11 protein-coding genes and 1 pseudogene are annotated in these 14,996 nt (G+C 69.9%); 8 read left to right on the forward strand and 4 right to left on the reverse strand.

Translation table 11 applies throughout. The features are described 5' to 3' along the window. Nucleotides 1–266: 266 nt before the first annotated feature. A complete protein-coding gene (locus ACIGXX_RS17040; protein ID WP_351167895.1) occupies nucleotides 267–1,148 on the reverse strand; it encodes a carbon-nitrogen hydrolase family protein in 882 nt (293 codons plus the stop codon). A 7-nt stretch (nucleotides 1,149–1,155) separates the two neighbouring features. Further along, the gene (locus tag ACIGXX_RS17045) at nucleotides 1,156–2,655 is read right to left on the reverse strand and encodes an APC family permease (protein ID WP_399976342.1); all 1,500 of its coding nucleotides are present in this window, start codon (nucleotides 2,653–2,655) and stop codon (nucleotides 1,156–1,158) included. 118 nt (nucleotides 2,656–2,773) lie between these two features. On the opposite strand from ACIGXX_RS17045, the gene ACIGXX_RS17050 reads away from it, so the two are divergent. Then, entirely contained in the window at nucleotides 2,774–3,382 is a 609-nt protein-coding gene (locus tag ACIGXX_RS17050; protein WP_351167891.1) for a TetR/AcrR family transcriptional regulator, read from the forward strand. 20 nt (nucleotides 3,383–3,402) lie between these two features. On the opposite strand, the gene ACIGXX_RS17055 is transcribed toward ACIGXX_RS17050, so the two are convergent. Further along, nucleotides 3,403–4,017, reverse strand: coding sequence for a TetR/AcrR family transcriptional regulator (locus ACIGXX_RS17055; protein ID WP_351167889.1), 615 nt, complete (start codon nucleotides 4,015–4,017; stop codon nucleotides 3,403–3,405). A gap of 112 nt (nucleotides 4,018–4,129) precedes the next feature. Between ACIGXX_RS17055 and ACIGXX_RS17060 the strand changes: the two genes are divergently transcribed. Together ACIGXX_RS17060 and ACIGXX_RS17065 are read left to right on the forward strand one after the other, a co-directional pair. After that, a complete protein-coding gene (locus ACIGXX_RS17060) occupies nucleotides 4,130–5,419 on the forward strand; it encodes an MFS transporter (RefSeq protein WP_351167887.1) in 1,290 nt (429 codons plus the stop codon). 64 nt (nucleotides 5,420–5,483) lie between these two features. Beyond that, on the forward strand, nucleotides 5,484–7,790 hold the full coding sequence (locus ACIGXX_RS17065) for a glycoside hydrolase family 3 C-terminal domain-containing protein (protein WP_351167885.1): 2,307 nt from the start codon (nucleotides 5,484–5,486) through the stop codon (nucleotides 7,788–7,790). A 16-nt stretch (nucleotides 7,791–7,806) separates the two neighbouring features. Here ACIGXX_RS17065 and ACIGXX_RS17070 read toward each other — a convergent pair whose 3' ends face one another. Continuing rightward, the gene (locus tag ACIGXX_RS17070; RefSeq protein WP_351167883.1) at nucleotides 7,807–8,733 is read right to left on the reverse strand and encodes a formylglycine-generating enzyme family protein; all 927 of its coding nucleotides are present in this window, start codon (nucleotides 8,731–8,733) and stop codon (nucleotides 7,807–7,809) included. Between the two features lie 83 nt (nucleotides 8,734–8,816). Between ACIGXX_RS17070 and ACIGXX_RS17075 the strand changes: the two genes are divergently transcribed. From ACIGXX_RS17075 to ACIGXX_RS17095, 5 genes and pseudogenes are all read left to right on the forward strand, one after another. After that, nucleotides 8,817–9,386, forward strand: coding sequence for a PadR family transcriptional regulator (locus ACIGXX_RS17075; RefSeq protein ID WP_351167881.1), 570 nt, complete (start codon nucleotides 8,817–8,819; stop codon nucleotides 9,384–9,386). Then, a complete protein-coding gene (locus ACIGXX_RS17080) occupies nucleotides 9,383–11,146 on the forward strand; it encodes a sulfatase (protein WP_399976349.1) in 1,764 nt (587 codons plus the stop codon). Before ACIGXX_RS17075 ends, ACIGXX_RS17080 begins: the two co-directional genes overlap by 4 nt. 113 nt (nucleotides 11,147–11,259) lie before the next feature. Next, a complete protein-coding gene (locus ACIGXX_RS17085) occupies nucleotides 11,260–12,603 on the forward strand; it encodes an MFS transporter (RefSeq protein ID WP_366464836.1) in 1,344 nt (447 codons plus the stop codon). Between the two features lie 176 nt (nucleotides 12,604–12,779). After that, nucleotides 12,780–13,982 carry a family 1 glycosylhydrolase gene (locus ACIGXX_RS17090; RefSeq protein WP_366464835.1) on the forward strand — a complete coding sequence of 401 codons (1,203 nt, stop codon included), beginning with the start codon at nucleotides 12,780–12,782 and terminating at the stop codon, nucleotides 13,980–13,982. Nucleotides 13,983–14,366: 384 nt separating this feature from the next. Next, a pseudogene (locus ACIGXX_RS17095) lies at nucleotides 14,367–14,636 on the forward strand (helix-turn-helix domain-containing protein); the annotation flags it as partial. Nucleotides 14,637–14,996 lie beyond the last annotated feature (360 nt).

Genomic DNA, 14,996 nt, shown 5'->3' on the forward strand with positions numbered 1-14,996 from the left:
CTGCAGGTGATGCCCTACAGGCCGCCGCATTTAACGGGATAAGCCTGGATGGGACGTGGCTCCGGCTCGACTTCGCGCACGCGCACCGAGACGATCTTCTTGTTGCCAGGGTCGCCGACGTAAGGGGTGCCGGTCCTCGAAGGGCTGATGCAGTCCGAATGCCTGCGGGTGGACCGCGCCACGATGGCCCCCTCAATTGATCGCCTTCGGCGCCGAATCATCACCGGGAACTCTTGAAGCCTCGTGCTCGATTCCATAGGGAGGCGTTACGGAGTCTCGTCCTGAAGCCAGTCCGGTGTGTGGATTCCGCTGCCGCCGTACATCGGGAGCTTCAGCGACTCCCCGTAGCGGGCGAGCTGGCTCCAGGGGCGGTTGATGCCGGCGGAGCCGTAGCTGCGTACCCGGGTGACGGTGTCGAGATCGAGGACGTCGACGAGGATCTCCTCGCCGGGGCCGGCCTGCTGGCGCACAGTGCCCTCTGGGTCGACGACGGCGCTCTGTCCGACCCCGGCCGGGTCGCCTGCGTTGACGTTGACGACGTAGACCTGGTTGGTCCAGGCGTTGGCGCGCGCGCAGACCAGTTCCATCTCCCGGTCGCGGGTGGGGGTGAGGGTGGGCTGGATGACGATCTCCGCGCCCAGCCAGGCGAGTTGGCGCACCGTTTCGGGGAAGGACCCGTCGTAGCAGATGGCGAGGCCCACCCGGCCGGCGCCGGGGATGTCGAAGACGGTGAACTCGTGGCCGGGGGCGGTCTTCTCGTACGGCTGCCAGGGGAAGACCTTGCGGTAGCGGGCGGCGATCTCACCCTCCGGTGAGGCGGCCAGGGCGGTGTTGTAGATGAGCCCGTCCTCGGCGCGCTCGTACACGCTTCCCGGAATCAGCCACAGGCCGGTCTCCACTGCCAGGGCGCAGATCCGGTCGGTGAGCGGGCCGGGGATCGTGACGGCGGCCTGTTCCATCCAGTCGTCGGGGGACGGCTGCAGGAGGGCGCCTTCCGCGGCGAGCAACAGCTCGGGGACGACGACGAGTTGGACATGGGGGAACAGGCTGCGGGTGGTTCGGACCTGGTCGGCGAAGCGCTGCCAGCTTGCCTCGGGGTCGTGGGGTACGGGGGTGGTCTGCAGGGCGGCGATGGCGAGCGTGCGCATGTGTGTGTCAGTCCTCGGTGATGGTGAGTTCGGCCACCGTGGCGCGGCCGTTGCGGAAGAAGTGGTGGAAGCGGCTGCGGGCGATGGTCAGGGCCAGGGCTCCTGCGGCGATGGAGCCGGCGCCGAGGAGAAAGACTCCGCCGATGCCGTGGAAGGAGGTGCTGCCGTAGGCCGGGTCGTACATGTCGTGGGCGCTGCGGGCGAAGGCGGCCAGCATCATCAGCCCGCCCAGCAGGGGCAGGATTCCGCGCAGGAGCAGGTCGCGGAGTGAGTTCCGCAGTTGCCCCCGGAAGTACCAGACGCAGGCGAGTGCGGTGGTGCCGTAGTAGCAGGCGATCAGCAGTCCGATGCACAGGATGGCGTCGCCGAGGAAGTCGGCGGAGACGAGCCTGAGCAGGACGAGCAGGCCGGCGGCCGTCGCGCCGATGAAGAGGGTGCCGAAGCCGGGGGTGCGGTGCCGGGGATGGACGCGGGCGAAAGCGGACGGCAGAGCGCCGTGGGCGGCCATGGACAGGGTGCCGCGGGAGGAGCCGACGAGGCTGGTGAGCAGGGCGGAGACCGCGGACACGCAGACGGCCAGCTGCATCACCTTGGCCGCCGCTGTGCCGAGGACCGGTGGGGCGAGGGTGGACAGGACGTCGGCGGCGTTGTCGGGATTGCCGAGCCCGGTGCCGTCGGTGCCGATGCCGGCGAAGCTGATCGCCGCGAAGGCGGTGAACAGGTAGGTCGCAAGCAGTACGAGGGTGGAGATGACGGCGGCCTGGCCGGCAACGCGTTCCCCGTCGCGCGTCTCCTCGTTCGCGGTGATCAGGGCGTCCCAGCCCCAGTAGATGAATAGGCACAGCATCACCGCCTCGGCGAAGGGGCCGAAGCCGTCGATGGCGGAGGGGTTGAGCCAGCTCGGGGACGGGGTGACGGCGCCGTGCCGGGCGAAGGCCGCGGCCCCGAAACCGAACAGGGCGGCCAACTGCAGTCCGAGCAGCACGTACTGGACGGACGCCGCGAGATGCAGGCCCCGGTAGGCGATCGAGGTGACTGCCGCGAGCAGAGCCACCGCGGTGGTCGTCACGGCCGTGCTGTCGTCGGCGAGGGAGTGCAGGCCCAGCAGCTGGAGCAGGTAGGTGGCGCCGACCTGGGAGAGGGCCGTCATCGCGATGAGCGTGGCGACCTGCACCACCCAGCCGCCGGTGAGCCAGCCGGCCAGCGGCCCGAACGCGCGGGTGGTCCACACGAAGGTGGTGCCGCAGTCCGGCATCTCGCGGTTCAGCTCGCGGAAGGCGAACGCGGTGAGCAGGATCGGGACGAAGCCGAGGAGCAGTGCGGCCGGCGCGAGATCCCCGACGGTCAGGGTCACGAAACCGAGGGTGACGGCGATGCTGTAGGCCGGGGCGACGCAGGACAGGCCGAGGGTGACGGAGGCGAGCAGGCCCACCGAGCCTTCGCGCAGCCCCTTGCCCGGGGCGGGCGCGGACCTCGTTGCGGCCGCTGCGTCGGTTGGGTCGGGCATGGTGCCTCCGTAGGCCGCAGGTTTGTTAAACGCAGATTTAAGACCGGCTGGCTTGGCCCGTCAATAGATGGCGAGCTATCGTTAAATCTGGATACAACAGAACGGTGAGGGGAACGGCGTGGCGGCGAGGAAGGGCAGCAGCAAGGAGGCCCGTCGGGCCGAGCTGGGCAGGGCGGTGGAGCGCGCTCTGGTGGCACGTGGGCTCGAGGGTCTGCGGCTGCGTGATGTCGCGGAGGAGGCGGGAGTCACCCCCGCCGCGGTGCTCTACTACGGAGACCTGGACGCTCTGGTTCACGTGGCCTATCAGCAGGCCATCGAGCGCTACAGCCAGGAACGCGAAGAGGCCGCGAACCACTTCGCCGACGCCCGCGACCAACTCGGAGCCTGTATCGACAAGGGGGTCGCCAGCGGGCCCGACGACGCGCTGACCCGGCTGCTCTTCGAGTACTGGCCGCGCTGCCTGCGCGACGCCAGGGCCGCGGCCCTCGACAGCGCGCTGACGGAACGCCAGATCGCCGTGTACTCAGGAATCCTGGTGCTGGGGCAGGCTCAGGGGCACTTCGCGCTGCAGGACCCGCCGCGCCTGCTCGCCGCCAGCTTCGTCGCCATGGAGGACGGCTATCAGATGGAAGTCCTCGCCGGCCGCCGCACCCGCGCTGAAGTGATCACCGCTCTGCGTGCCTATGCCCGCGCGGTCACGGGCCACGAATGGGCCGACCGTGGTTGAAGCGCTGGTGGCCTGAAGTGCTACGTGCCTGAGGCGGCGGCGTCCGACGGGCCGGGCGTCGCGATGAGCATCCGCCAGACGCGGCGGACCTGGTCCGCCATGTCGATGCCGGGGTCGCTCAGCCACTGGAGTTGGATGCCGTCGGACGCCGCGACGAGGGCGGAGGCGGTGAAGTCCGGGTCGAGGTCGGGGTTCCCCCGGCCCGCCCGCTGCTCGGCCGCGAGCTGCTCGGCGATGGTTGCTCGAAGCAGGGCGAAGCGTTCCTTGAAGTATGCGTGCGCCGGGTGCGCGGGGTCGGTGGAGGCCGCGGCGAGGGTGATGTAGAGGCGCACGCGGGCGGAGTTGGCGGCGTTCGCCGTCAGGGCCCGGGCCAGGAACTCGCCGGGATCGCGCACGGCGTCCGGGCCGTGGAAGCGGGCCTCGGCCGCCCGGTCGCTGGCGCGCAGGACCTCGGTCAGCAGGTGGTCCTTGGACGCGAAGTAGTGCATGAGCCCGGTCAGGCTGATCCCGCTCTCCTTGGCGACCGTCCGCAGCGTGGTGTTCCGCTCGCCCTCGCGGCCGAAGATCTCGAGGGTGACCTTGAGGATCTCCTCACGCTTGGCGACCCCCTTGGGGTAGGAGCTTCTGGCTTTCACGCGCCCACCCTATGCCGCCGACATTTCACCCGCGCAAAGCCTTGCCCACAAAAACAGTACGCCGTACTGTTTCTCGCCAGTCGCAGGTGCGGCCCACCGAAGGAAGGTCCCGATGGCGAGACCCCCTGGGGAGCTCCGTGCTCCCTTCGCGCTGCCCGCCGATCCGGCGGGAGCGGCCCGGCCGGTCGACGGCCGGGCGCTGCGGCGCCTCATGGCCTGCATCGGCCCCGCCAACCTCGGCATCGCCCTCGTATGGGGAGCCGTCCCCGGCACCCTCCTCGCCCTCCAGATCCAGCGCACGGTCGGCGAGGAAGCGAAGGTCGGCACGCTCGCGATCGTCACCACGGTGGGCGCGCTCGTCGCGATGGTCGCCCAGCCCGTCGCGGGAGCCGTCTCGGACCGGACCCGCAGCCGCTTCGGGAGGCGCGGGCCCTGGATCGTGGCCGGCACGGCGACCGGTGGCCTGGCCCTGATCGGCATGGCGTTCACGCACTCCATACCGGCGACGCTGGCCCTCTGGTGCCTGGTGCAGATCGGCTACAACTTCGCGATGGGTCCGCTCTCGGCCGTCATGCCCGACCGGGTGCCGCCACAGAAGCGGGGCCTGTTCTCCACCGTCTTCGGCCTCGGCGCCATGTGCGGCTCGCTGCTCGGCCAGGTCTTCGCCGCCGCCTTCGACGACCGGATCACCACGGCGTACGGAGTGCTCGCCGCGCTCGCGACGACCCTGGCGGTCGTCTTCGTGACCCTCAACCCGGACCACCCGAGCCGGGACGAGCTCCAAGAGCCCTTCCGGGTCCGTGAGTTCCTGGGCGGGCTGTTGCCGAACCCGCGGGGGCACCCCGACTTCTTCTGGGTGTTCATCGGCAGGCTGTGCACCAACCTGTCGTACTTCCTGGTCATCGGCTACAAGCTCTACATCCTCCAGGACTACATCGGCCTGCATGACCAGGCCATCGACCACGTCCCCGCTCTCGCACTGAGCGCCGTGGCGGGACTGCTTCCGGCCGCCGTCATCAGCGGACCCCTCTCGGACCGGCTCGGCCGGCGCAAGGTGTTCGTGGTGGCCTCGGCGTCCCTCATCGGCTGCGCCATGCTCATCCCCTTCGCCGTCCCCACCATGACCGGAATGACCGCGATGGCCTTCCTGGTGGGCATCGGCTTCGGCTGCTTCCAGGGCGTGGACACCGCGCTCATCTCTCAAGTGCTGCCGTCCGAGCGGTCCTTCGCCCGCGACCTCGGCGTCGTGAACGTTGCGGCCACCCTGCCGCAGGTCCTAGCCCCCGCCATCGCCGGAGCAGTCGTCCTGTGGCTCGGCGGGTACCGGACGCTCTTCCCCCTGGCCATGGCCTTCGCGCTGCTCGGTGCGGTGGCGGTCCTGCGCGTGAAGAGCGTCCGATGACCGCCGCCGACCACGGCAACCTCCGCACCGCGCATCAATCCGCACCACGCTCCAAGGAGAAAGCATGAACAACCCGAATCAGTCGGCGCAGACGCCCGCCGAGACGGTGGCCCGGCTGAGCCTCGCCGAGAAGGCCGACCTGACCACCGGCGCGGGCTGGTGGCGCACCACCGCACTCCCCGACGCCGGGATCCCGGAGCTCCGCCTCTCGGACGGCCCCCACGGACTGCGGCTGCAGAACGACACCCAGGCCGACCACCTGGGCATCAACGGCAGCGCTCCGGCCACCTGCTTCCCGCCGGCCGTCACCCTGGCCTGCACCTGGGACACCGGCCTCGCGGGCCGGGTCGGCGGCGCACTGGCCCGCGAGTGTCTCGCACGCGGCGTGCACGTGCTGCTCGGACCAGGCGTCAACATCAAGCGCAGCCCGCTGTGCGGACGCAACTTCGAGTACTTCTCCGAAGACCCGCTGCTCAGCGGGGAGTTGGGAACGGCCTGGGTCAAGGGACTGCAGACGCATGGGGTCGGGGCCTCGGTCAAGCATTTCGCCGCGAACAACCAGGAGACCGGCCGCATGTCGGTCAGCGCGGACATCGACGTACGGACCCTGCGCGAGATCTATCTCCCGGCCTTCCGCCGTGTGGTGAGCGAAGCCCGGCCCTGGACCGTCATGTGTGCGTACAACCGGGTCAACGGAGTGCACGCGTCACAGAATCCGTGGCTTCTGACGGACGTCCTGCGGGACGAGTGGGGATTCGACGGCGTGGTCGTCTCCGACTGGGGCGCCGTCGTCGACCGGGCGCGGGCCCTCGCCGCCGGGCTCGACCTGGAGATGCCGTCCTCGTCCGGCGCCGGCCCCGCCCGGGCCGTCACGGCCGTGGAATCCGGTGAACTCTCCGCGGGAGCACTGGACCGCAGCGCCGCGCGGGTCGTGGCACTCGCCCGCAAGGCGGCCGCGCACGCGCGCCCCGACGCCCCCTTCGACCCGGCCGCCCACCACGACCTGGCCCGCGAGGTCGCCACGCGCGGGGCGGTACTGCTGAAGAACGATGGCGCGCTCCTCCCTCTGGACCCCGCCGCATCCCACCGCATCGCGGTCATCGGCGAGTTCGCACGCACACCCCGCTACCAGGGCGAGGGCAGCTCGCGCGTGACCCCGACCCGGCTCGACTCCGCACTGACCTCGCTCAGCGAGTCCGCGCCCGCGGCGCACATCTCCTTTGCTCCCGGTTTCCCCGTCGACGCTGCGGACGCCGACGCGGCCGCGCTGCACGAGGAGGCCGTCCGCACGGCCGAGAGCGCGGACGTGGCCGTGCTCTTCCTCGGTCTGCCGCCGAGCCTGGAGTCCGAGGGCTATGACCGCGAGCACATCGAACTCCCGGCCGAGCAGACCCGGTTGCTCGCCGCCGTCATCGCGGTGAACCCGAACACCGTCGTCGTCCTCGCCAACGGTGGCGTGGTCCGCCTGGCCGGGTGGATCGACGACGTACCGGCCGTCCTGGAGGGCTGGCTGCTCGGTCAGGCCGGCGGCTCGGCCACCGTTGATCTGCTGTTCGGCCGGGCGAACCCGTCGGGGCGTCTCGCGGAGACGATCCCGCAGCGCCTCGCCGACACCCCGGCGTACCTGGCCTGGCCGGGCGAGAGCGGTCATGTCACCTACAGCGAGGGCCTGTTCGTCGGCTATCGCCATTACGATGCCCGCGACATGGCGGTCTCCTTCCCCTTCGGGCACGGCCTCTCGTACACCACCTTCGACTACGCGGACCTGCGGGTCATCTCGGACGCAGGCGGGCTCGACGTCACGGTGGCGGTCACCAACACGGGGGAGCGGGCCGGGCACGAGGTCGTCCAGGTGTACGTGGCCGCACCGGGGACGCGGGCTCGGCGCCCCGTACGGGAGCTGAAGGGGTTCGCCACCGTGTACCTCATGCCCGGCGAGACCCAGAACGTCACTGTCCGCGTCACCCGCGCCGACCTGGCTTATTTCGACACCGCAGCCGACACCTGGCTCGTCGAGGACGGCGACCACCGCATCGACATCGGGGCCTCCAGTCGCGACATCCGGCTGAGCGCGACGGTCCCGGTCGAGGGTGACGCCTACGCCGAGCAGCCGGACGCCGACTCGACCGTCGCGGTGTGGCTCGCCCACCCCGTGGGCGGTCCGGCCATCGAGGCCCTGCTGGGCCGGGTCCGGACGTCCATGGGCGACGCCTACCCCAAGGAGGGGAGCCCCCGCCATCGGATGGTGGCCAACATGCGCCTTGGCCAGCTCGCCGGGCTCCCGATCGTCCCCCTGGGCTTCGATGACGTACAGGAACTGGTCGAGACGGTGCGGTCGGCCGCGGGCGCCGGGAGGGAGGAGACCTCCTGACGCCCGGCGTGACCCCTCACGCGGCGACCGTACGGAAGCCGCAGTTTCCGCTGCTGGAGGCGCCCGTGTTGGCCGAGCGGGCGGCCACGCGGTAGCGGTGGCAGTAGGTGTGGTGGCACAGGTAGGAGCCGCCGCGCATGACACGGCGCTCGCCGCTCCGCGGCCCCGTGGGGTCGGTGGCGGGGGAGTGGGTGTAGTAGTCGGGGGCGAACCAGTCCGCGCACCACTCCCACACGTTCCCGGCGACTTCATACAGGCCGTGGCCGTTGGGCGGGTACGTGCGGACCGGTGCGGTCGCCAGCCAGCCGTCCGCACCGGTGTTGGCGTACGGGAACGTGCCCTGCCAGATGTTGCACAACCACCGTCCGTCGGGGGTGAGTTCGTCTCCCCATGCGAAGCGGCGGCCATCGAGTCCGCCGCGGGCCGCGTACTCCCACTCGGCCTCGGTCGGCAGGCGGCGTCCCGCCCACGCGCAGTACGCCAGGGCGTCGTCCCATGCCACGTGCACCGCCGGGTGGTCCGGCTCCGCGGTGGACAGCGGGCCATGGGGGTGGCGCCAGTCGGCTCCCCGTACGTCCAGCCACCAGGGGGCGGCCGGGGCGTTCCCGGTGATGTCGGCCCGCTCGGCGGCGACGGCCAGGTGGAACACGGCGGAGCTGCCCTCCCGTTCGGCGACGGTCACGTACGCGGTGTCGTCGACGAAGGCCCGGAACATCGCCACGGTCACCGTCGTGACGTCGATCGCGAACGGGGTGACGCGTACGGCGTGCACCGGCTGTTCACCGTCCGCCGGATAGCCCTCGCCGAAGGAGTCGCCCATCAAGAACTCGCCCCCGGGGAGCTCGACGTGGGCGTGTGCGGGCGGTGTGTGGGCCGGCGTGGGCAGCGGGCCGGTGGAGCGGATCCGGGTTTCCGGTATGCAACATCCCATTGACGTCTCCATGACGCGAGTATATGAATTCTCACCTAGGTGAGACTGCACATAGCAAGATCGCACACCGCTTCCGCACAAGGGAGTCCACGTCCGTGAAGTTCGAGTACGTCCTGCTGGGCCTGCTGGCCCGTCGCCCCTACAGCGGGTACGACCTGCGCAAGTGGCTCGAGGTCGAGGGGCAGTTCCTGTGGGCGCGAGCCCACCACAGCCAGATCTACCGCAAGCTCGGGCAGATGGAGGCCGACGGCTGGGTGCGGCACGAGGTCGACGCACGCGAAGGCCGCCCGGACGCCAAGGTGTACCGGCTCACACCGCGCGGGCGCGAGGTCCTCCTGGAATGGGTGCGCTCGCCCTACGAGCCGCCCAGCCGCTTCCAGGAGATCGACTTCCTCGCGCGGTTCAGCGTCGCGGCGCCGCTCGACAAGGACGCCGCGATCCGGATCGTGGGGACCGAACTCGACCACCGCCGCGCACAGATCGCCAAGAACCGGGACCGCGATCGCACCCTGGTCTACGAGGACCCGGCACCCGACCTCGACCAGGACCTCGACCTGCAGGTCCACGACGCCCTCCACACGCTCGGCGCGGCCGCCATGGACCGCTGGGTCGCGTGGCTGGAGCGGACCCTGCGCAACCTGACAGAAGGGAAACCCGTCCGATGAGGGCGATCATGGTGATGTTCGACAGCCTCAACCGGCACATGCTGCCGCCGTACGGAGGCGACTGGACCCACGCACCGAACTTCGCCCGCCTCGCCGAGCGGGCCGTCACCTTCGACAACGCGTACGCCGGGTCGATGCCCTGCATGCCGGCCCGCCGCGAGATCCACACCGGGCGGCACAACTTCCTGCACCGCAGCTGGGGCCCTCTAGAGCCGTTCGACGACTCGATGCCCGAACTCCTCAAGCAGAACGGCGTCTACACCCACCTCGTCAGCGACCACCCGCACTACTGGGAGGACGGCGGCGCCACCTATCACGGCCGCTACAACACCTGGGAGTTCTTCCGCGGCCAGGAGGGCGACCCCTGGAAGGGCCAGGTGTCCGACCCGGAAATCCCCGACGACCTGAAGCGGATGCGGTTCGGCTCCTACCGCCAGGACTGGGTGAACCGGCCTCACATGGCGACGGAGGACCGGCACCCGCAGACCCTCACCTTCGACGCGGGCCTGGAGTTCGTGCGGACGAGCCAGGACGCCGACCGGTGGTTCGTGCAGATCGAGACCTTCGACCCGCACGAGCCGTTCTTCAGCCACCAGCCCTACAAGGACCTCTACCCCCACGACTACGACGGCCCGCACTTCGACTGGCCCGACTACAAGCGCGTGGTCGAAACCGACGGCCAGGTGGAGCACGCCCGCTTCGAGTACGGGGCGCTCCTGTCGATGTGCGACCACTCGCTCGGCCGGGTCCTGGACACCATGGACGAGCTGGAGCTGTGGGACGACACCCTGCTGATCGTCAACACCGACCACGGGCTGCTGCTGGGGGAGAAGGGCTGGTGGGGCAAGAGCATCCAGCCATGGTTCAACGAACTGGTCCATCTGCCGCTGTTCGCCTGGGACCCGCGCAACCGCGCGGCGGGGCAGCGGCGTTCGGCGCTGGTGCAGACCGTGGACGTGGCGCCGACCCTGCTGGAGTTCTTCGGCGTCGGCTGTCCCACCGACATGCAGGGAGCGCCCCTCCCGGTCGCCGACGACATCCCGGTGCGGGAGGCGGGCCTGTTCGGCATCCACGGCGGACACGTCAACATCACGGACGGCCGCTACGTCTACATGCGGGCGCCCGCCACACCCGACAATGCGCCCCTGTACGAACACACCCTGATGCCGACCCACATGCGTGGCCGCTTCTCACCCGCCGAACTCGTGGACCTGGAACTGGCCGAGCCCTTCGGCTTCACCAAGAACGTGTGCACCCTGCGTGTGCCTGGCCGCACCCTCGTCAACCCCTACCACCACGGCACGCTCCTCTTCAACCTGGAGACCGACCCAGAGCAGAACACCCCGCTGATCGACGACGCCGCCGAACTGCGCATGGCCACCCTGCTGGTGGAGCTCATGCGGGCCAACGACGCCCCGCCCAGCCAGTACGAACGCCTCGGCCTGCCCGCCCTTGGACCGGTCACGGAGCAGCACTTGCTGGTCCGCTCCCAGCGTGAGCAGGCGGAGCGTGCCGCGCAGCCACTGCCGCGGGCCGAGGACTATCCACAGGGCCGCCTCTCGCTGCGCACCCCCCTCAAGGCACTGATCTCCGATCCGGTCGCCGTCGAGGTGCTGCGCACACACCTGCCCGGTGTCGCCGACTCGGAGCTGCTGCAGATGATCGGCGCCACGCCGCTCATCGACGTCGCCGCCATGGCGGGTGCGCTGTTCCCGCCCCCGAGTCTCCACCGGGTCGCCGAGGAACTCGCCCGACTCTGAGACGCACGCGATCACTTGAGCCGGTGACGGGGTTGCAGCCCCGTCACCGGCGTACGACCTCCCCTTCCCGCAGACCTCCCGCGAAGAAAGTCACAGAGAAAAGAGACGGCCCGATGCCCGAGCTTAGCCAGAGCCCCGTCATGCCCAAACCCGAGGTGCAGGTGAAAGGGCGCTGGCGGCAGTTGTCCCTGCTCGGCGGCACCATGCTGGTCGACAGCACCGAGGCGAGCTTGGTCAGCAGCCTCTTCCCGTTGATCCGGCAGTCCCTCGGGGTCTCGCTGGGCGCCCTCGGCATACTGACCGCCGCCGGGAAGATAGCGGGTGCCTTCACCGGGCCCCTGTGGGTGTGGGTGGCGGAGCGCTGGTCGCGCAAGAGCGTCCTCGTCGTGGCCACCGGACTCTGGGGGGTGTGGGGCGTGGCCGCGGGCTTCTCACAGAACTTCACCCAACTCGTCGTCCTCTACACCATCCTGGCCGCAGGCTACGCGGCCGCGCACCCCATCATCACCGAACTCATCGGCGACCTCTTCGGGGGATCGACCCGCGGCCGCGCGATCGGTGTGGTCTACGGCGCCGTCTCGCTGGTGAGCGCGGTGATAGGCCCGCTCAAGGGCCAGCTGGCGGGCATCGACGAGGGCTGGCGCTGGGGCCTGTGGGGCATCGGCGCCTTCAACATCCTGCTCGGCCTCGCCATGTGGCTGTGGTTTCGCGACCCGGGCCGGGGTGCGTCCGAGGAACAGCTCGCCGACCTCGACCGCGCCACGCGCAACGCCCACTCGAAGCTCACCTGGACCAAGGCACTCTCGCTCCTGAAGATCCGCAGCCTGATCGTCCTCCTGGTCTCCCGCCTCCTGTCGGGACATCTCCTGGTGGGCACCTTCGGCGTCGTATACCTGGTGGATGTGTACGGCTTCAGCACGCAGAAGGCGTCTATCGTGCTGCTCCCCTTCGGGGTCGGCTATTTCCTGGGCACGCTCCTGGGCGGCTTCGCGGCGGACTGGGCCACCCGGCGCAGCCCCCGCCACGGCCTGGTCAGCGTCCTTCAGGCGGCCCAGTTCGCCTTTGCGGGCTTCGCCTACCTCGGGACCCAGTTCGACTACGGGAGCATTGCCCTCTTCGGTGTCTTCTTCGCCCTCATGGGCGCGGCCCAGGGCGTCAACCCGAGTGTCAATCGCCCCATGGTCATGGCCATCACCCCACCCGAGCTGCGCGGCGCCGCCTTCGCCATCTACGTCTCCGTCTTCGAGGCGATCGCCTGGGCCTCCTTCAGCCTCGGCGCCGGCTTCCTCGGCGACGCGATCGGGCTCCGCACCGTCTTCCTGTGGGCGCTCGTCCTCCTCATGCTGGTCAACGGCGTCTTCCTGACGCTCCTTCACCGCTCATACGCCGAGGACGTGGCCCGAGTCCAGAGGGAACTGCATGCGCGCCGCGACCAGGCCCTCGACCCCACCACCTGACCCCTCAGACCCACGCAGGCGCCGCCCGAAGCGGGATCGGGCCAGTCTCCAGCAGCCCACGGGCGGCGATGCCTTCGGTATCGGCGCCTGCCTGCCGCCTGCGCCCCCCGCCGCCGGTTCCGCCGGCTCGCCGCGACTGGTCACGCACGTGGCCACACACAAGAGAGAGGCAACTCATGACGCATGCACGACGTCTGCCCGATGGATTCCTGTGGGGCACCTCCACCGCCGCCCACCAGATCGAGGGCGGCAACACCAACAGCGACTGGTGGGAGTTCGAGCACGGCAACCTCCCCTACGTCAAGGAGCCCAGCGGTGACGCCTGCGACAGCTACCATCGGTGGCGCGAGGACATGGACCTGCTGGCCGAACTCGGCTTCACCGACTACCGGTTCAGCATTGAATGGGCCCGTATCGAACCGGCCCCGGGCGAGTTCTCCCGCGCCGCCATCGCCCACTACCGGCGCATGGTCGAAGGCGCCCGTGAACGCGGTCTACGGCCCATGGTGACCTTGCACCACTTCACGACACCCCTGTGGTTCGCACGGCGCGGCGGCTGGGCCGCCACCGGATCGGACGAACTGTTCGCCCGCTACCTCACCGCGGCCGCACCCATCTTCGCCGCGGACGTGGCGCACGTGTGCACCATCAACGAACCCAACATCGTCGCCGTCATGGCTGCCGCACAGGCCGCCCTCGCCTCCGGACAGGCCGTGAACTTCGCCGAGGACCCGCCGGCTCCGGACGAGGCCACCACCGACGCTCTGGTACGGGCACACACCCGAGCCGTCGAAACGGTCAAGTCCCTTGCCCCGCACGTAAGCACCGGCTGGTCCGTCGCCAACCTGGTGTGCAAAGCCCTGCCCGGATCCGAGGAAGTCGCCGCGGCATTCCGGCACCCACGTGTGGACGTGTTCCTCGAAGCCGCACGCGGCGACGACTGGCTCGGCGTGCAGGCGTACACCCGCACGCTCATCGGCCCGAACGGCCGACTGCCCGTGCCCGAGGACGCGGAGCGCACCCTCATGGGATGGGAGTACTACCCCCAGGCACTGGGCGATGCCGTGCGGCACAGCGCTTCCGTCACCGGCGGCACCCCGCTGATCGTCACCGAGAACGGCATCGCGACCGCCGACGACTCCCGCCGGATCCAGTACACCACCGGCGCCCTGGAGTCCCTTGCCGACGCCATGAACGACGGCATCGACGTCCGCGGCTACTTCCATTGGAGCGCCCTGGACAACTACGAATGGGGCCGCTACGAGCCCACCTTCGGCCTGATCGCCGTAGACCGCGAGACCTTTGTCCGTACCCCCAAGCCCTCGGCCGCCTGGCTCGGCGCCATCGGCCGGACCCGCGTGCTGCCCAGCGTGGCGTGAGGGCATCGCGCAGGCGCGGCGTAATTACGGGACGGTGTTGGTCTGCTGGCTTGCCGGATCGGCCAGGTCTCCGGGCAGATCCGGGATGTGGACACTCGTCTGGCCCGGATACTCGGCTAGTGTTCTGCGCCAGTAGTCGGTCGTTAGTAGATGTGTGACTTCTGCTGCTGGTGCGTCAGTTCCGTGCCGGGGCCCCAAGCTGGAAGCCCTGCTGTTATCCGCTGAAGAACAGGCGGAGTTGGAGCGGTGGGCACGTCGGGCAACATCGGCCCAGGCCCTGGCCTTGCGGGCTCGGATCGTGCTGGCGTGTGCGGAGCCTGAGGTGCCGCCGGTGGTCGTGGTCGCCCGGGATCTGCGGGTGGCCGCGGATACACGGTCCGTACGTGGTGGCGGCGGTTTCTCGCCGAGCGGCTGGAGGGTCTGGCCGACGAGCCGCGGCCGGGCCGGCCACCCACGATCAGCGTGGAACAGGTGGAAGACGTGGTGGTCACCACGCTGGAACAGCTTCCGAAGAATGCCACCCACCGGTCGCGCACCTCGATGGCCCGGCACAGCGGCCTGTCGAAGTCGACGGTGGGCCGGCCGCGAAGGGCGGGAGGAGATCCATTCGCTCACCTTTACTCAAGACCAGAGGCTCCGTTTCCCAGTCGATGAGCGCATGAACTCGCTCGCTCTGCTGAGCAAGGTCGCTGTCATGTCGGCGAAGACGCGTTGCTTCGCTGAGGCGGCGCACAAGCACATCGAGGCGTGTCAAGGCCGACATGCACGGTCGGTGACGTCGGAGCCGTCCTGACCATCCTGCTGTGGCGCCGTGATTTCACTGATCCGGGTGGCGAGTTGTCCGAAGGTGGGCATGCAGAGGTCCGCGACGGTCGACCTCTGGACTCGCCACACGCCCGTGGCGCCTTCCCGGACAGCGGTAGCGGGGGCGGGGGTTGGATCAGGCAGGCGGGCCCCTCGGCCGACGCCAACCACACCGCTAGTGTGTGTCGTCAACTGGCGGATGGGGCGGGG

This window comes from Streptomyces sp. NPDC055243, from assembly GCF_044544025.1.
Lineage (GTDB): Bacteria > Actinomycetota > Actinomycetes > Streptomycetales > Streptomycetaceae > Streptomyces.

Coding starts and splice junctions, on each gene's coding strand:
- ACIGXX_RS17040 (WP_351167895.1), bottom strand. CDS start 1,148: ATGCGCACGCTCGCCATCGCCGCCCTGCAGACCACCCCCGTACCCCAC.
- ACIGXX_RS17045 (WP_399976342.1), bottom strand. CDS start 2,655: ATGCCCGACCCAACCGACGCAGCGGCCGCAACGAGGTCCGCGCCCGCC.
- ACIGXX_RS17060 (WP_351167887.1), top strand. CDS start 4,130: ATGGCGAGACCCCCTGGGGAGCTCCGTGCTCCCTTCGCGCTGCCCGCC.
- ACIGXX_RS17065 (WP_351167885.1), top strand. CDS start 5,484: ATGAACAACCCGAATCAGTCGGCGCAGACGCCCGCCGAGACGGTGGCC.
- ACIGXX_RS17070 (WP_351167883.1), bottom strand. CDS start 8,733: ATGGAGACGTCAATGGGATGTTGCATACCGGAAACCCGGATCCGCTCC.
- ACIGXX_RS17080 (WP_399976349.1), top strand. CDS start 9,383: ATGAGGGCGATCATGGTGATGTTCGACAGCCTCAACCGGCACATGCTG.
- ACIGXX_RS17085 (WP_366464836.1), top strand. CDS start 11,260: ATGCCCGAGCTTAGCCAGAGCCCCGTCATGCCCAAACCCGAGGTGCAG.
- ACIGXX_RS17090 (WP_366464835.1), top strand. CDS start 12,780: ATGACGCATGCACGACGTCTGCCCGATGGATTCCTGTGGGGCACCTCC.